Source organism: Pseudomonas migulae (assembly GCF_043225285.1).
Classification (GTDB): domain Bacteria; phylum Pseudomonadota; class Gammaproteobacteria; order Pseudomonadales; family Pseudomonadaceae; genus Aquipseudomonas; species Aquipseudomonas migulae_C.
Window position 1 is genome coordinate 3,773,609 of sequence record NZ_CP171224.1, and the last position, 16,913, is coordinate 3,790,521.

The window sequence follows — 16,913 nt, forward strand, 5'->3', positions numbered from 1 at the left end:
TTAACGAGCCTCGTAACCCATCCGCCAACTCACGGCTCGCGTCGCCGCCAGCAACCGCTGTGCCGCCGGGCCGTTTTCGTCGGCGTGGAACAGCGATGTCGGGCCGACAATGGTCATGACCGCTGCCACCTGCCCGACGGCATTGAAGACCGGGGCCGATAACGCGTCGACCCCTGGCATCAGCAAACCATGCACATGGTGCAGACCGCGCGCGCGGATCTGTTCGCACAGCGCGGCATAAGCCTGGTCGTCTGCCAGCGAATGGGTGTCAGCGTTGTGCAGTTCCTGCTCGCGCAAATCCACGGTTTCGCGTTTCGGCAGATAGGCGCCAAACACCAGGCCGGTCGACGAACTGAGCAGCGGCAACACCGAGCCCAATTGCGTGACCACCGTCACCGCGCGCACGGCCGGTTCGATGTGCACCACGGTCGCGCCCTGATTGCCCCACACCGCCAGAAAACAGGTTTCGTTCAGCTCATCGCGCAGCTCGGCCAGGGGCAGGGCGGCGACTTTCAGCACGTCCATACTGTTAAGTGCGGCCAGCCCCACGCGCAAGGCTTCGCGACCTAGGCCGTAATGGTTGGTGGCGGTGTTCTGCTCGGCGAACCCGCTGGCGATCAAGGCCTGCAAATAGCGGTGGACCTTGCTCGCCGGCATTTGCACGTGTTCGGCCAGCCGCGACAGCGACGTTGACGGCGACAACTCGGCCAGCGCCTTGAGGATGTCGGTACCGACCTCGGCCGAGCGGACTTTCTGTTTGTCGTTGTTGCGCGGCGTTTCCATGGCGGCAGTCTGATCCCGGGACGAATGGGCGTCTTTATAGCTTGACGGTCAATACCAATCAAATTACGTTATGCGTAATTGAATTACGATAAAAATAACCCAGGCGTGCCGAGACCTCTGCAACAGAGTGACAGGCCATTGCCTACTCCCTGTTCAGGAGGCTCCATGAACCTCGATTCAACGGTGCCCGAGTTGGCTTATCAGTCCGGCTTCGGTAACGAATTCAGCAGCGAGGCGTTGCCCGGCGCACTGCCCGTGGGCCAGAACTCCCCGCAAAAAGCCCCTTACGGTCTCTACACCGAACTCTTCTCCGGCACCGCGTTCACCATGGCGCGCAGTGAAGCGCGGCGCACCTGGATGTACCGCATTCAGCCGTCGGCCAATCACCCGGCGTTCGTCAAGCTGGACCGGCAACTGGCCGGTGGCCCGTTGGGTGAAGTCACCCCCAACCGCCTGCGCTGGAACCCGCTGGATATTCCGAGCGAGCCGACCGATTTCATTGACGGGCTGGTGAGCATGGCCGCCAACTCAGGCGCGGACAAACCCGCCGGCATCAGCATCCACAGCTACCGCGCCAACCGTTCCATGGAACGCGTGTTCTTCAACGCTGACGGTGAACTGTTGCTGGTGCCGGAACAGGGACGGCTGCGCATCGCCACCGAACTGGGCGTGCTGGAACTGGAGCCGCTGGAAATCGCCGTGCTGCCGCGCGGTCTGAAATTCCGCATCGAACTGCTCGACCCGCAGGCACGCGGCTATGTCGCCGAGAACCATGGCGCGCCGTTGCGCTTGCCGGACCTGGGGCCGATCGGCAGCAACGGCCTGGCCAACCCGCGGGACTTCCTGACCCCGGTCGCCCATTACGAAAACCTCAAGCAACCGACCACCCTGGTGCAGAAATTCCTCGGCCAGCTGTGGGGTTGCGAGCTCGATCATTCACCGCTGAACGTAGTCGCCTGGCACGGCAATAACGTGCCGTACAAATATGACCTGCGCCGTTTCAACACCCTGGGCTCGGTCAGTTTCGACCATCCGGACCCGTCGATTTTTACCGTCCTGACCTCGCCGACCAGCGTTCACGGTCTGGCCAACCTCGACTTCGTGATCTTCCCGCCGCGCTGGATGGTGGCCGAGAAAACCTTCCGTCCACCGTGGTTCCACCGCAACCTGATGAACGAATTCATGGGCCTGATCAAAGGCGAATACGACGCCAAGGCCGCAGGTTTCCTGCCCGGCGGCGCGTCGCTGCACAGCTGCATGAGCGCCCATGGCCCGGACGGTGAAACCTGCACCAAAGCGATCAACGCCGAACTGGCGCCCGCGAAAATCGACAACACCATGGCCTTCATGTTCGAGACCAGCCAGGTGCTGCGCCCGAGCCGGTTCGCCCTCGACTGCCCGCAACTGCAACCCGATTACGATGCCTGCTGGGCCACGCTGCCCGCCACTTTCGACCCGACCCGGAGATAACCCATGACTCAGACTTCCATCACTCGTAGCTGGGTTGCCTCCGCCAACGGCCACGCCGATTTCCCCCTGCAAAACCTGCCGCTGGGCGTGTTCAGCGTAAAGGGTTCCGCCCCGCGCAGCGGCGTGGCGATCGGCGAGCACATCTTTGATCTGGAAGCGGCGCTCGAGGCCGGTCTGTTCGACGGCGCCGCACGCACCGCCGTGGAAGCCACCCGGGGCGGTCAACTCAATGCCTTTTTCGAACTGGGCCGTGGCGCGCGTGTTGCCCTGCGTGAACGCTTGATCGAACTGCTCCAGGAAGGCAGCACCCTGCACGGCAAGATCGAAGCCCAAGGCGCAAAACTGCTGCCACTCGCGGCCAACTGCGAGATGCACCTGCCGGCGAAAATCAACGATTACACCGACTTCTACGTCGGCATCGAGCACGCGCAAAACGTTGGCAAACTGTTCCGTCCCGACAACCCTTTGCTGCCGAACTACAAGTACGTGCCAATCGGTTACCACGGCCGCGCCTCGACCATTCGCCCATCCGGCACCGACGTTCGCCGCCCGAAAGGCCAGACCCTGCCGGCCGGTCAGGCCGAGCCGACTTTCGGCCCGTGCGCACGTCTGGATTACGAACTGGAACTGGGCATCTGGATCGGCCAGGGCAACGCCATGGGCGACTCGATCGCCATCGGCGATGCGGCGGATCACATCGCCGGTTTCTGCCTGCTCAACGACTGGTCGGCGCGGGATATCCAGGCCTGGGAGTACCAGCCGCTGGGGCCGTTCCTGTCGAAGAGTTTTATCACCAGCATCTCGCCGTGGGTGGTGACGGCTGAAGCGCTGGAGCCGTTCCGTCGTGCGCAACCAGCCCGTCCGGAAGGCGATCCGCAGCCGCTGCCTTACCTGTTCGACAAACGCGATCAAGCCGCGGGCGCCTTCGACATCGAACTGGAAGTGCTGCTGCTGACCGAAGCCATGCGCGAACAGAACTTGCCGGCCCATCGCCTGACGCTGAGCAACACCCGGCATATGTACTGGACCGTGGCGCAAATGGTTGCGCATCACAGCGTCAACGGCTGCCAGTTGCAGGCCGGTGACCTGTTCGGTTCGGGCACCTTGTCGGGGCCGGAAAACGGTCAGTTCGGCAGCTTGCTGGAGATCACCGAAGGCGGCAAAAAGCCGATCGAACTGGCTTCCGGCGAGGTACGTAAATTCCTGGAGGACGGCGACGAAATCATCTTGCGCGCCCGTTGCAGCCGCGACGGTTTTGCCTCCATCGGTTTCGGCGAGTGCCGCGGCAAAGTACTGCCGGCGCGTTAAGAGGATCGAGTCATGGAACTTTATACCTACTACCGTTCGACCTCGTCTTACCGGGTGCGTATCGCCTTGGCGTTGAAGGGCCTGGATTACCAGGCGCTGCCGGTCAATCTGATCGCACCGCCCGGTGGCGAGCATCGCCAGCCACCGTACCTGGCGATCAATCCGCAAGGCCGGGTTCCGGCCTTGCGCACCGATGAGGGCGAGTTGCTGATCCAGTCGCCGGCGATTATCGAGTACCTGGAAGAACGTTATCCACAGGTGCCGCTGCTGTCCCGGGACCTCGCCGCTCGCGCCCGTGAGCGCGGGGTGGCGGCGGTGATCGGCTGCGATGTTCATCCGCTGCACAACGTCAGTGTGCTCAACCGTCTGCGTCAGTTGGGTCACGACGAGACCCAGGTGGTCGAGTGGATCGGACACTGGATCAGTCAGGGGCTGGCGACGGTGGAGCAGTTGATTGGCGACGACGGTTACTGCTTCGGCGATGAGCCGGGGTTGGCGGATGTGTACCTGATTCCGCAGGTGTATGCGGCGCAGCGATTCAACATTTCGCTGGAGGCGTATCCACGGATCCGTCGGGTGGCCGCGCTCGCCGAAACACACCCCGCGTTCATCAAGGCACACCCGGCCAATCAGCCCGACACCCCTTGATCACCGACCCCTATCCCCTGTGGGAGCGAGCCTGCTCGCGATAGCGGTGTGTCAGCTGACATGTATGTAGCTGACACACCGCTATCGCGAGCAGGCTCGCTCCCACAGGGGGCTTCTCACTAAAAAAATAAAATCAGGTACCTTGCGATGCACAACCAGATTGCCAGTTTCCGTGCGGCACTCGACGCCCGTCCGGTGTCCCGTTATCAGTGGTTGATCCTGTTGCTGCTGGCCTTGCTGCTTGTCACCGACGGCTATGACGCTCAGGTGCTGGGCTACGTGGTGCCTGCGCTGGCTCAGGACTGGGGACTGGAAAAAGCCGCGTTCGGGCCGGTGTTCAGCGCCAATCTGCTGGGCCTGACGCTGGGCTCGCTGGCGGTGACGCCCCTGGCGGACCGATTTGGTGTACGACGGATTCTGCTCTGCTGCGTGCTGATCTACGCCTGCCTGACCGTGTTGATGGTCTTCGCCGATTCGTTGAACACCTTGATGGCTGCACGTTTTATCTGCGGCATCGGCATGGGCGGCGCCATGCCCAGTGCCATGGCGCTGATGTCGGAATACTCGCCGCCGCGCCTGCGTACCTTGATGGTGACGTTGGCAGCCTGTGGCTTTTCGTTTGGCGGCGCGGCGGGCGGGTTTGTCGCTGCCGGGTTCATCGACAGTTTCGGCTGGCAGGCGGTGTTCCTCGCGGGTGGCGTCACGCCTTTGCTGCTGTTCCCGTTCCTCGCGTGGTTTTTGCCGGAGTCGTTGCCGCGTTTGCTGCGCGACGCACCGCCCTACGCACGGCTGCGTAAAGTCTCCGCGCGCATGCTGCCGGACTGGCAGCCACCGATGGCTTCGGTTGCGCAAAACGAGCTTGAGCAGGGCAGCAAGCTGACGGTGGTGGAGCTGTTCCGCAACGGCTATGCACGACCGACGCTGCTGATCTGGGCTACGTTTTTCGTCAGCCTGATTCTGTTGTATTTCATGATCAGCTGGCTGCCGTCGCTGCTGCTGGAAAGCGGCCTGAAACTCAAAGAAGCGAACCTGGTGACTTCGATGTTCCTGTTCGCCGGCACGCTCGGGGCGATCGGCATGGCCTGGTATGCCGACCGGCTCAAAAGCAAGGTCCGCCTGCTGTCGGGGATTCTCGCTGGCGCGGCGGTGTGCACGATTCTGCTCGGGCTGAATCACGACAACCCGCGTTATCTGGTGGCCTGTGTGTTTGCCGCCGGGTTCTGCATCATTGGCGGGCAACTGACCCTCAATGCCTTCGCCAGCAACTTCTACCCGGCCCACGTCCGCGCCACCGGTACGGGGTGGGCGCTCGGTGTAGGGCGCTTCGGTTCCATTCTCGGGCCGTTGTTCGGCAGCATGCTGCTGGCGATGCACATTCCGGTGCAGCAGATTTTCTTCTTCTGCGCGATACCGGCGGTGGTCGCAGCGCTGCTGATCATCCAGGTGCGTTCGCCTTCGCAAGCGTCACACGAACCTGTAGGCGCCCGGCTTGCCGGCGATGAACGATAACGCGGTGAGCCGGATGGACCGAGGCGTCTGGATCGCCGGCAAGCCGGCTCCTACAGGCGTTAGTGGACGATTGAGTTGGGGGGGAGGTGGCCCAGGCGTTCCGTGAGGCGAATTCGCTGAATCGGGTCGTCGCTGAGCAACAGCGCATGTTCCAGGTCGAAGCGCTCGGCGTTCGGGCAGTCCAGCCGTTGGTAGAGGCTGGCCCGGGCCAGGTAATCGGAGGCATTGGCGTTGCCTAGTTCGAGCACGCGCTCGGCGTCGATCAGCGCGCCAATGTAATCATCGTGGGACAAGTGCAACTGGCGCAGATTGCGCGACAGCCGTTGCAGCATGTTCACCGGTTCGGCCGTCAGCAAATGTTCGGCGCTGAGCTTCATGTTCGGGCCGTACTGGCGCTGCAGCAGTTCCCGGCAATCGTTGGGGTACAACCGGCGACCGCCGCAAGGGTCGAGCAAATGGTCGGCCCCCGGAACCCGCAGCAGGAAATGCCCGGGGAAGTTGACCCCGACCAGGGGAATCTCCAGGCCTCTGGCCAGCTCCAGGGCGATCAGCCCCAAGGCCAGGGGTTGCCCGCGCCGACGCGTCAGCACCTTATCGAGCAGGGCCGCTTGCGGGCGTAAAGGGGTGAAATCGTCCTGGGCAAACCCGAGGTCATTCAAGCGCCGCAACAGTGGCTGGGCCAGTTCGCTCACCGGCAACATCGGCAAGCCATAGCTGACACGCAATTGCAGGTCCTTGAAGCTGGCCAGGACCGCTGCCGGATTCACTTCCTTGTCGTGCTCGACGGCAATCCACAGCGCCGCCTCGAACAGCGCGGGCGGTGATCGTTGCAGGCAGTCGAAGAAACGTTGGCGCGGCGTCATCAAAATCTCCGGGCAATGCCTCGTTTTAGCCTCGTCTGCGGCGTTCGTCCAGTGGCACACCCGGTTATGTCCGAAACCCTGAATGCCGGCTACGCTTATTCCGGTGCGCTTCAGCAATTTTTGGGCGCAAGCCTATACTGGCGACTACAAGAAGTGATTCGGGAGCCCCTACGATGTTCGCTCTCATGCAAAGCACTCGCCTTGAATCGCTGCATCTGAGCGTTGACCCGGTCACCGGGTTGAAGGCGGTCATTGCCATCCATAACAGCCGTCTCGGGCCTGCCCTGGGAGGTTGTCGTTACCTTGCCTATCCCGATGACGAATCCGCCGTCGAGGATGCCATTCGCCTCGCCCAAGGCATGAGCTACAAAGCGGCGCTCGCCGGCCTGGCGCAGGGCGGCGGTGTGGCGGTGATTGTCCGGCCGGCCCACGTGGAAAATCGTGCCGCGTTGTTCGAAGCATTTGGCCGCTGCATCAATCAGCTCGATGGTCGCTACATCACCGCCATCGACAGCGGCACCTCGGTGGCGGACATGGATTGCATTGCGCAACAGACCCAGCATGTCACCAGCACCACCTCGGCCGGCGACCCGGCGCCGCACGCGGCGATGGGCGTATTCACCGGCATCCGCGCTACCGCCATGGCGCGCCTGGGCAGCGATAACCTCGAAGGCTTGCGCGTGGCCATCCAGGGCCTGGGCAACGTCGGTTATGCCTTGGCCGAACAGCTGCACGCCGCCGGCGCCGAACTGCTGGTCAGCGACATCGATCACGGCAAGGTACAACTGGCGATGGAGCAACTGGGCGCGCACCCGATCGCCAACGATTCGCTGCTCAGCACCCCTTGCGACATCCTTGCACCCTGCGGCCTCGGTGGCGTACTCAACAGCCACAGCGTGACGCAACTGCGCTGCTCGGCAGTGGCCGGCTCTGCGAACAATCAGCTGACGCATCTGGATGTCGCCGACCAACTGGAACGGCGCGGCATCCTGTATGCGCCGGACTACGTGATCAATTCTGGCGGGTTGATTTACGTGTCGCTCAAACACCGTGGTGAAGAACTGGCGACCATCACCGCGCACCTGTCGAAAATCAGTTCGCGGCTGACCGAAGTCTTTGCCCATGCCCAGGCGGAAAAACGTTCGCCGGCGAGGGTGGCGGATGAGTTGGCGGAGAAAGTGCTGTATCGCTGAGAAACCGCTTTTATTGCGGACATGAAAAAGGCCCTGAGCCATTCGACTCAGGGCCTATTCAATTCGGGCGTTTATTGCTTGGGGGCCTTGGCAGCTTTGGCTGGCTTGGCAGGCTCAGCGGCCTCGACTTCTTCCACAACGGGTTCAACGACTTCAACCGGTGCGCTCAGCAATTCGGCCAAGGCGTCCGGCTGGCTCTTGAACGCCTTGGCGAACACATCGCGATTCTTCGCCATGTAGATCCCGGCTTCTTCCACTTGCTGCTCGGTCAGGGACGGAACGGCTTTGTGCAACACTTCCGCCAGCAATTCGGCGAGTTCGAGCATTTTGTCATGACGGTCAGCTTCGGCTTTATCCATGAACAAGCGCTCCAGATCTCGGCTGCTGCGGTATACCACTTCGACGGCCATTCACCACCTCACATGCCTTCACGATAGTTGTCTGATTCGACCACTGTGTATTTATACAGCGAAAAGGATAAGCGAATCCCTGCGCTTTGGGTAGTGGCTTTTTAATGTAGACCGAATTTGGTGTTTGTCAGGGGAACAGTGGCGCGTCCATCGCGAGCAATCTTGCTCCTACAGGTTCGGCGGAGGCCCGCGAGGGTGCGACCAAACGCCACGGAGCGCGATTTAGAGCACCTCGCCATGATGTCGCAGGCGCCTCTGGCCTTTTTTCTGCATGCAGAACAACCGTCACGTCCAACCCGCATCATCCGCTCGAACCGAGCTAAGGAAGAATCATCGTGAAAATCAACTGGGCCGAGAACCTGCGGCAGAACGTGCACCAACTGGCCGAATCCCTGGGCAATCTGTTCGTCGAGACCTTCCACTACCTGGCGCTGTTCGCCATTGGTGCGGTGACCGCGTGGGCGGCGGTGATGGAGTTTCTGGGGATGATCGAAGAGGGGCACATCAAGATCGATGACATCTTGCTGCTGTTCATCTACCTCGAACTGGGCGCGATGGTCGGGATTTACTTCAAGACCAACCACATGCCGGTGCGTTTCCTGATCTACGTGGCGATCACCGCGCTGACGCGGTTGCTGATCTCCAACGTCTCGCACCACAACCCGCCGGATCTCGGGATCATCTACCTGTGCGGCGGGATTCTGCTGCTGGCGTTCGCGATCCTGGTGGTGCGTTATGCCTCGTCTCAATTTCCTTCGGTGAAGATCGAACACCCGCAACGCAAGATCGGTGCGGGTTCCGGTGAGCATCCCGAAGTGGAGAAGGGCGAGATTTAAAGCCGCGCGGCAGGTCGTTGCCGTTGATTGGCGGGAGGCGGCGGCAGGTTGAGATTGTCGCCGTCGGTCATGGCTTCGAGGATCGACATGGCGCTGTGGCCCTGTTCGATGGCGATGCCGAACTGAATGCTCTGCACCAGGCGCTTCAGGCGCTTGGGATCATTGCGTTGTTCGGCGCTGATGATCCGTTTGGCCACGATGTGGCCGCTGTTGGACAGGGTCAGCATGATGCTGCCGTCCAGCCCCTGAATGCTCAGGTTGATCTGGTAATCCGGTGCGAAGGCATCGGTAATGAGCTGAAAAGGGTTGTCCATGATGCGTCACCGCCTGATTGAACGTGCAGTTGTTGACCGGCCGTGATCGGGTTGGTTCGCAACACCGGACCATTGGCAGGTCGCTCGCAGTCTCAAAGGGGGATGTAGCAAGGGGCATGCCGGAAAGATTGTCGGACAATCACTCTCCCTGTAGGAGCGCGCTTGCTCGCGATGGTCGTCAACGATTACGCGTGTTTCCTACGTTCACGCGGTGCTCCGGAGTTCATCGCGAGCAGGCTCGCTCCTACAGGGGAGGTTGCCCGTTTCGGGGCATGTGTTCGCAGACGGTGCAATCAGCACTCCACCCAGCTGACCGCCAGCCCGCCCCGTGACGTCTCTTTGTATTTGTCGTGCATGTCGGCGCCGGTATCGCGCATGGTGCGGATCACCCGGTCCAGGGAAATGAAGTGCTTGCCGTCACCGCGCAGGGCCATTTGCGTGGCGTTGATCGCTTTGACGGCAGCGATGGCATTGCGCTCGATGCACGGCACTTGCACCAGGCCTCCGACCGGGTCGCAGGTCAGGCCGAGGTTGTGCTCCAGGCCGATCTCGGCGGCGTTTTCCAGTTGCTCGGGCGTGGCGCCAAGCACATCGGCCAGGCCGGCCGCCGCCATGGCGCAGGCGGACCCGACTTCGCCCTGACAGCCGACTTCCGCACCAGAGATCGAAGCGTTTTTCTTGCACAGGATGCCGACGGCTGCCGCGCCCAGAAAGAAGGCGACGACATCATCGTCCGACGCGTCCGGGTTGAATTTCATGTAGTAGTGCAGCACGGCGGGGATGATCCCTGCCGCGCCGTTGGTGGGCGCGGTGACCATCCGTCCGCCCGCGGCGTTTTCTTCGTTCACGGCGAGGGCGAACAGGTTGACCCATTCCATCGCCGACAAGGTTGAGGTGATGACATTCGGCTTGCCGATTTCCAACAGGCTGCGGTGCAATTTCGCCGCGCGACGCGGAACATTCAGACCGCCGGGCAAAATCCCTTCGTGACGCAGACCTTGCTCAACGCACTCACGCATCACCGACCAGATGTGCAGCAGACCGTGGCGGATCTCGGCTTCGCTGCGCCAGGCCAGTTCGTTGGCCATCATCAATTCGGAAACCCTCAAGCCATGTTGATGGCAGAGACTGAGCAATTCGGCGGCGCTGGAAAAGTCGTAGGGCAGCACCACGTCGCTGGTCGGCGCAACGCCGGATTCGGCTTCCGCCGCTTCGACGATGAAACCGCCGCCGATCGAGTAATACGTTTGCTCCGCCAGTTCGCCGGTTTCGCCGAAGGCAGTCAGGGACATGGCGTTGGGGTGGTAGGGCAGGCTCTCGTCGAGCAGCAGGAGATCGCGTTGCCAGTTGAAGGCGATGGTGGTTTTTCCCGCCAGATTCAGTTCGCCGGTCTCAAGCAGGGTTTTGATGCGACTCTCGATGCTGGTCGGATCAATGCTGTCTGGCCATTCGCCCATCAGGCCCATGACACAGGCGCGGTCGGTGGCATGGCCGACGCCGGTGGCCGACAGGGAACCGTACAGGCGGATTTCCACCCGACGGACGGCAGACAACAAATCCTGCTCGATCAGTGCCTGGGCGAATGTTGCGGCAGCGCGCATCGGACCGACGGTGTGGGAGCTGGACGGGCCGATGCCGACTTTGAAAAGATCAAAAACACTGATAGCCATGCTAAAGCCTATACAAGCAATGGAAGAGAAATCGCTGCCATTTTTGTAGGACAAGCGCAATGTCAGCGATACTGCCCCTCTCGGTCCTACGTGACCAACGAAACTTCCTAAGACAGCCTTTAGCAGGACTAAACAATGAGTCGCCAATTGCACGCCCAGACTTATGTCTGGCTGCACGTGTTTTCCTGTGCCGCGCGACACCTGTCGTTTACCCGCTGCGCCGAAGAACTGCACATCACGCCGGGCGCGGTCAGTCAGCAAATCCGCCAGCTGGAAGAACGGCTCGGTTTTCGATTGTTCCACCGGCGCGCGCGTGGCGTGGAGTTGAGTGCCGAAGGCCAGCGACTGGCCATCACGGTCAACGAGGCCTACGGCAGCATCGACGCAGAATTGCGCCGACTGGACGCGGGCATGATCAGCGGCACGCTGCGGGTGCGCTCGATTCCGTCCTTCCTGAGCAAGTGGCTGACCCCGCGTCTGCCGCGCCTGCAGCAGCGTTTTCCGGACATTCAATTGCGCCTGGTGGCGGAGGACAGCAGCGTGCCGTTGCACGAGGGCGACTTCGACCTGGCCATCGATCTGAACGACGGCAGCTACCCCGGCCTGTTATCCACCACCTTGCTCGACGAGCAGATCTTCCCGGTCTGCGCCCCGAGCCTGTTGCGCGGGCGGCCGCCGCTGCACGGCCCGGCGGACCTGGCGCACTTCGCGTTGCTGCACGACATCACGGCCTGGCGCGGCAGTTATGAATACGCGGAATGGGAGTTCTACCTCAACGCCATCGGCTTCGAAGGCGCGGACGTGCGACGCGGGCACACCTTCAATCGCAACCACCTGACCATCGAAGCGGCGATTGCCGGGATGGGCGTGGCGATTGCGCGGCGCACGCTGCTGAACGATGAGCTGGAACGCGGGGCGTTGATCGTGCCGTTCGGACTGGCAGTGCCCAATCACAAGCGCTACATGCTGCTGTATGCGCCGGGGGCGTTGAGCCATCCGGGCGTGCGTGCCGTGCATGACTGGTTGGTGGAGGAGGCGGGGGTTTTTCGAAGCCTGCATCCGCTGGCGGAGCAGCAGATGTGAGCAATTGTGACAAAGAAGTGAAGCGACCCAACTCCCGACCTTAACAGCGCTTTTGCTCCTTGTCCGGCTTTTTTTGCCAATGAAAATTTATCTTTTTTCAGGGGTTGAATTGTTCGGCGCACAGACCGATTGTGTAAGTAAGAGGTCACGGTGACGACGCCCAAGGGCCAGCCGAAGGGCCTCTCGCGAGCTAGCTGAAATAAGGGATGAACTATGCAAATCCAAGTCAACAGCGATAACCATATTCAAAGCAGCATCCGACTGGAGGAGTGGGTACGTACTACCATTGAGAGCACGCTCGAACGTTATGAAGAAGACCTGACTCGTGTCGAGGTCCATCTGCGGGACGAGAACGGCGACAAGCCAGGTCCGCATGATTTGCGCTGCCAGCTGGAAGCGCGGCCAAAAGGCCACCAACCGATTTCTGTCACCCATAAAGCCGAGAACCTGGAACTGGCGATCGACGGTGCGGCTGAAAAACTCGAACATGCACTGGAACACCTGTTCGGCAAACTGCGAGGCAAACCACGCGCCGCCGTGGTGCCATTCGAGAGACGTGCAGCCGATGCGCTGCTGGAAGACGAGTTTCTTGAAAACGAACAGGCTGCGCAGAATGGCTGACGCCTGATTCAATTTTTATCTTTCCACCACTGAAACGGGCCTGCTTATGCAGGCCCGTTGTTGTTTGGGCGATCGCTAAACCCCCTGTAGGAGCGAGCCTGCTCGCGATGGTCGTTAACGATAACGCGAGCTGTCTGGATGTCCGCGTTGTCTTGCAGTCCATCGCGAGCAGGCTCGCTCCTACAGGGGGAGTGAATCCGTCAGGAAAGTGTTCAGTTTCAGTTCAGAACGCCACCGACGTCTGCACATAAACCGTCCGCGGTTCCCCGACGTACTTGCCCTTGTTGTTGTCATCGAACGAGCGCGTGAAGTACTGGGTGTTGAAGATGTTCTTCACCCCCACCGCCACATTCAAATCCGACAGTTTCGGCCCGAAGTCGTACCCGGCGCGGCTGCTGAACAGCATGTAGCCCGGGATCTTGCCGTTGCTGCCATTCGCCGATTCGGCCGAGGTGTTGGCGTTGTCGGCAAACTGGTCGCTCTGGTAGCTGCTGTCCAGGTTCAGTTTCCACGCGCCTTCGGTGTAGCCGACTCCGACCGTGCGCTTGTGCTTCGAGGAGAACGGCACACGATTGCCTTTGTTCGGCCCGTCTTCGCGGATAGTTGCGTCCACATAGGCATAGGTGGCGTACACATCGAAACCGGCCAGCGCCGGGCTCAAGTCGTCGAGTGCGTAGTTGACGCTGGTCTCGATGCCCTGATGACGGGTCTCGCCACGGGCGATCACCGAGTCGTTGGTCTGGTTGCTTTCGTACTGATTGTCGAAGTTGATCAGGAACGCGCCTATTTCCGCTCTCAATGCACCGTTGTCGTAACGGGTGCCCAATTCCCAGGTCCGGGCCTTTTCCGGTTTCACTTCGCCGCTGGTCACGCGGTTGGGCATCTGGCTGTATTGCACGCTGCCGAACGAACCTTCGGTGTTGGCGTACAGATTCCAGCTGTCAGTCAGGTGATAGAGCACGTTCAGCGCAGGCAGGGCGGTGTTGTAGTCGCCCTTGAATTTCTCTTTGGTCAGGTTGTTGCTCTGCTGCGATTCGATCATTTCGTAGCGGATGCCCGGCGTGATCGTCCATTTGCCGATGTCGATCCGGTCATCGACGAAGAATGCGTTGGCCTCGGTGCCGCCACGGGTGTCGCGGTCGTTGGGGCTGTTGGTGGTCGGGTATTGGTTGCTGGTCATCGGCGTGTAGTAGCGCAGTTCGTGGCCGGCCTCGTTGATGTAGCGATAGCCGACGCCGACTTCGTGGCTGGTCGGGCCAAGATCGAAGCCTTGGGCAAAACGGGTTTCAAGACCGCGCACCCAGTATTCGCGGGGTGACAGGGTCAGGAACTTGCCTTGATCCAGATAACCGCTGCGCAGGGTTTTGGTGAAGAAAGTGTTGGCGGTGAATTCGCGGCGGTCTTCCTGATAGCGGTAGCCGACATTGAACATTGTCCGCCGGCCCCAGAACTGGTCTTTCAGGCGAGTCGACTGGTACGGATCGGCGTCATAGTTGGCGACGTTCAAGCCTCCGGGCATGTCGGCCTTGCCTTCGTAATACTGGGCCATGGCGTTGAAGCTGTTCGCGTCGTCGAGCTGGTATTTGCCCTTGAGAATCAGGTCGTCGATCTCGGTGTCGCTGTGTTTGCGCCAGTCGCCGCCGCGGGTGCCGGAGTACAACAGCGCGCCGCCGAGCCCATTGTCGGCCGTGCCGCCGGCCAGCAGATTGCCGGTGGTCTTGAAACCGTCGTGGCTGGAAGACGGGCTGGTTTCGGTCTGGAATCCGCCTTTCACCGTCGGTTCATCGGGAATCGCGCGGGTCACGAAGTTGACCACGCCGCCGACGTTCTGCGGCCCGTAGCGCACAGCACCGCCACCGCGCACTACGTCGACCGCGTCCATGTTGCCCATGCTGATCGGCGCGAACGACAACTGCGGCTGACCGTAGGGCGCGAAGGGCACCGGGATCCCGTCCATCAGCACCGTCGAGCGCGAAGCGAGGCGCGGGTTGAGGCCGCGAATGCCGAAGTTCAGCGCCATGTCGTGGCTGCCGGTGCCGTTGTTGTCCGGCGCGTTGACGCCGGGGATGCGATTGAGCACGTCCTTGGCCTGGGTGGCGCCCTGGCGTTCGAACTCTTCGCGACGGATCACGTCACGGGCGCCGGGATGTTCGAAGACGTTGACCTGCTGCGCATCGCCGAGCCAGTCACCGACCACTTTCGAGGTGTCCAGCTCCAGTGCGGTATCGCCCACCGGCTGAAGACTAAATGCATTGTTGCCTTCGGCGCGGGCTTGCAGGCCGGAGCCTTCGAGCAAAGTGTTCAGACCCTGCTCGGCGGTGTAGTTGCCTTCCAGGCCGCGACTCTGCACGCCGCGGGTGACTTGCGAACCAAACGAAATCAACACGCCGGCTTCACGGCCGAACTGGTTGAGGGCGTTCTCCAGGGACGATGGCGCGATGTGGTACGGCTTGGCCTCGTCGGCGTGGGCCAGTGGCAGCGCGCCGAAGCTCAGGCTGGCGCCCAGCAAGAGTTGGCGCAGGGTGCGGGCCAGCGGGGTGAGGCGGGTGGGGTGCATGGAGGACGGTCCTGAGAAGGTGGAATCAAGGTGGCTTTCCTTCTCTGTCACGCCAGATCTGAAAAACGGCTCACGTTTAGCGAATATTTTTTATGGCCCTGTAGGAGCGAGCCTGCTCGCGATAACGGTGAATCAGTCAATTTAAGTGTCGACTGATCCACCGCTATCGCGAGCAGGCTCGCTCCTACAGGGAATGTGTTTCAGGCGCGGGCCTCGACGGTTACCCAGTATCGAGTGAAGCGTTTTACTTTCACCGGCAAGCTGATTTCCAGCAGGTCGAGAATCCGCTCGCTGTCGTCCAGTGGGTAAGTCCCGGAGATCAGCAGGTCCGCCACTTTCGCGTCGCAATTGAGCTGGCCGCGACGGTAGCGGCCGAGCTCATCGAGGAAATCGCCAAGACGCATGTGCGCCGCCACCAGCATGCCGTCGGCCCAGGCACCGCTGTTGGCGTCCAGAGGCGCGGGGTTGCTGATGCCGCGAGCACCAAAACTCAACTGCCGGGCGTTTTGCAGCACCAAGGGTGAGCCGCCGTCCGGTGTCAATTCGACACGACCTTCAAACACCGCGACCTGGGTGCGATCCGCGAATTGCCGAACGTTCAGACGTGCTCCCTGAGTGTTCAGCAGACCTTGCGCCGTGCGCACTTCAAACCCGTTGGACGCAGTCAGCAGCATCTCGCCCTCAAGCAAACGGATCAGTCGTTGCTGACCCTCGACCCGCACATCCGCCGAGCTCGCCGTGTTGAGTTGCAATTGGTTGCCCTCGCCGAGCGCGATCTTGCGCCGCTGGCCGATTGGGCTGCGGTAGTCGGCCAGCAACGGTGGCAGCAGGTTGTGCTCGCGCATGCCCCAGGTCACGGCGGAGCCCGCGCCAAGAATCAGCAGCAACTTCAGCGCATGACGCCGACTGCTGGACGTCGGTGCGTTCAGGGCGGCATGGGCCAGGGGCGAAGACAGGCCGCGCAATCGCTGGTTGACCCGCTGAATATGCTCCCACGCCCGTTGATGCTCGCTGTGCGCCTCGAACCATTGCTGCCAGGCGTGTTGCTGGCGCGGGCTCAGCGGTGCTTGCTGCATTTTCAGCAGCCACTGCACTGCCTGTTCGGCGACGTGCGGTGAGAAATCCGGTGTGCCGTTCACAGGGCGAAGTAGCAGCGCATCGCCGCTTTGTTCAGGTGCCGCTTGACCGTGGCGATGGAGATGCCCAGTTCGGCGGCGATTTGTGGATAAGTCAGGCCATCGACCTGCGCCAGCAGAAACGCGCGCTTGACCAGGCGCGGCAGACCGTCGAGCAACTGGTCCAGCTCCATCAGGGTTTGCAGGATGATCGCCCGTTCTTCCTCGGACGGCGCCACCATTTCCGGCATCTGCGCCAACGCGTCGAGGTAGGCGCGCTCCAGATCCTGGCGGCGGTAATGATTGAACAGCACGCGCTTGGCCAGGGTGGTGAGGAACGCGCGCGGTTCGATGATCGTCGGTGCTTCCCGCGCAGTCAGCAGACGCATGAAGGTGTCCTGCGCCAGATCCGCCGCGCTGTCAGGGCAGCCGAGCTTGCGCCGCAACCAGCCGGTGAGCCAGTTGTGATGGGCGTTATAGAGAACTTCGACGGTATTGGCTGGCGACAACGGGTAACTCCGAGCGCATCCGGA

At 61.5% G+C, this 16,913-nt stretch carries 15 protein-coding genes and 1 pseudogene; 8 read left to right on the forward strand and 8 right to left on the reverse strand.

The genetic code is table 11. The annotated features are described in order from the left end of the window. Positions 1–783 carry an IclR family transcriptional regulator gene (locus tag ACF6ZU_RS17300; protein WP_392885397.1) on the reverse strand — a complete coding sequence of 261 codons (783 nt, stop codon included), beginning with the start codon at positions 781–783 and terminating at the stop codon, positions 1–3. A 165-nt stretch (positions 784–948) separates the two neighbouring features. Between ACF6ZU_RS17300 and hmgA the strand changes: the two genes are divergently transcribed. The 4 genes from hmgA (at position 949) to ACF6ZU_RS17320 (ending at position 5,718) form a co-directional block, all read left to right on the forward strand. After that, complete coding sequence (gene hmgA, locus ACF6ZU_RS17305) at positions 949–2,253, forward strand: homogentisate 1,2-dioxygenase (RefSeq protein ID WP_392885398.1); 1,305 nt, start codon at positions 949–951, stop codon at positions 2,251–2,253. 3 nt (positions 2,254–2,256) lie between these two features. Further along, positions 2,257–3,561: a fumarylacetoacetase gene (gene fahA, locus ACF6ZU_RS17310; protein WP_392885400.1), complete on the forward strand. Its 1,305-nt coding sequence runs from the start codon at positions 2,257–2,259 to the stop codon at positions 3,559–3,561. Between the two features lie 12 nt (positions 3,562–3,573). Beyond that, positions 3,574–4,209: a maleylacetoacetate isomerase gene (gene maiA / locus ACF6ZU_RS17315; RefSeq protein ID WP_392885402.1), complete on the forward strand. Its 636-nt coding sequence runs from the start codon at positions 3,574–3,576 to the stop codon at positions 4,207–4,209. Between the two features lie 147 nt (positions 4,210–4,356). Further along, entirely contained in the window at positions 4,357–5,718 is a 1,362-nt protein-coding gene (locus tag ACF6ZU_RS17320) for an MFS transporter (RefSeq protein WP_392885404.1), read from the forward strand. A 59-nt stretch (positions 5,719–5,777) separates the two neighbouring features. Here the strand turns inward: ACF6ZU_RS17320 and ACF6ZU_RS17325 are convergent, their stop codons facing one another. Beyond that, the gene (locus ACF6ZU_RS17325) at positions 5,778–6,581 is read right to left on the reverse strand and encodes a SirB1 family protein (RefSeq protein ID WP_392885406.1); all 804 of its coding nucleotides are present in this window, start codon (positions 6,579–6,581) and stop codon (positions 5,778–5,780) included. 173 nt (positions 6,582–6,754) lie between these two features. On the opposite strand from ACF6ZU_RS17325, the gene ACF6ZU_RS17330 reads away from it, so the two are divergent. Continuing rightward, on the forward strand, positions 6,755–7,774 hold the full coding sequence (locus tag ACF6ZU_RS17330) for a Glu/Leu/Phe/Val dehydrogenase dimerization domain-containing protein (RefSeq protein ID WP_392885408.1): 1,020 nt from the start codon (positions 6,755–6,757) through the stop codon (positions 7,772–7,774). Between the two features lie 170 nt (positions 7,775–7,944). On the opposite strand, the pseudogene ACF6ZU_RS17335 reads toward ACF6ZU_RS17330, so the two are convergent. Then, a pseudogene (locus ACF6ZU_RS17335) lies at positions 7,945–8,184 on the reverse strand (YebG family protein); the annotation flags it as partial. Between the two features lie 335 nt (positions 8,185–8,519). On the opposite strand from ACF6ZU_RS17335, the gene ACF6ZU_RS17340 reads away from it, so the two are divergent. Beyond that, entirely contained in the window at positions 8,520–9,020 is a 501-nt protein-coding gene (locus ACF6ZU_RS17340) for a phosphate-starvation-inducible protein PsiE (RefSeq protein ID WP_017336597.1), read from the forward strand. Here the strand turns inward: ACF6ZU_RS17340 and ACF6ZU_RS17345 are convergent. Both ACF6ZU_RS17345 and ACF6ZU_RS17350 read right to left on the reverse strand, forming a co-directional pair. Continuing rightward, positions 9,017–9,334 (reverse strand): DUF3509 domain-containing protein, encoded by a 318-nt coding sequence (locus tag ACF6ZU_RS17345; protein ID WP_392885410.1) that lies wholly within the window; start codon positions 9,332–9,334, stop codon positions 9,017–9,019. The genes ACF6ZU_RS17340 and ACF6ZU_RS17345 overlap by 4 nt on opposite strands. Positions 9,335–9,627: 293 nt before the next feature. Continuing rightward, positions 9,628–11,004 carry an L-serine ammonia-lyase gene (locus ACF6ZU_RS17350; protein WP_392885412.1) on the reverse strand — a complete coding sequence of 459 codons (1,377 nt, stop codon included), beginning with the start codon at positions 11,002–11,004 and terminating at the stop codon, positions 9,628–9,630. A gap of 135 nt (positions 11,005–11,139) precedes the next feature. Here ACF6ZU_RS17350 and ACF6ZU_RS17355 point away from each other — a divergent pair, with 135 nt between their 5' ends. After that, positions 11,140–12,087, forward strand: coding sequence for a LysR substrate-binding domain-containing protein (locus ACF6ZU_RS17355; protein ID WP_392885414.1), 948 nt, complete (start codon positions 11,140–11,142; stop codon positions 12,085–12,087). Between the two features lie 213 nt (positions 12,088–12,300). After that, on the forward strand, positions 12,301–12,708 hold the full coding sequence (locus ACF6ZU_RS17360; RefSeq protein ID WP_008025327.1) for an HPF/RaiA family ribosome-associated protein: 408 nt from the start codon (positions 12,301–12,303) through the stop codon (positions 12,706–12,708). A 223-nt stretch (positions 12,709–12,931) separates the two neighbouring features. Here the strand turns inward: ACF6ZU_RS17360 and fecA are convergent, their stop codons facing one another. The 3 genes from fecA to ACF6ZU_RS17375 form a co-directional block, all read right to left on the reverse strand. After that, positions 12,932–15,265, reverse strand: a complete 2,334-nt coding sequence (fecA, locus tag ACF6ZU_RS17365; protein ID WP_392885416.1) for a TonB-dependent Fe(3+) dicitrate receptor FecA — start codon at positions 15,263–15,265, stop codon at positions 12,932–12,934. A gap of 200 nt (positions 15,266–15,465) precedes the next feature. Further along, positions 15,466–16,404, reverse strand: coding sequence for a FecR domain-containing protein (locus ACF6ZU_RS17370; RefSeq protein ID WP_392885418.1), 939 nt, complete (start codon positions 16,402–16,404; stop codon positions 15,466–15,468). Further along, positions 16,401–16,889, reverse strand: coding sequence for a sigma-70 family RNA polymerase sigma factor (locus tag ACF6ZU_RS17375; protein WP_392885420.1), 489 nt, complete (start codon positions 16,887–16,889; stop codon positions 16,401–16,403). Before ACF6ZU_RS17375 ends, ACF6ZU_RS17370 begins: the two co-directional genes overlap by 4 nt. Positions 16,890–16,913 lie beyond the last annotated feature (24 nt).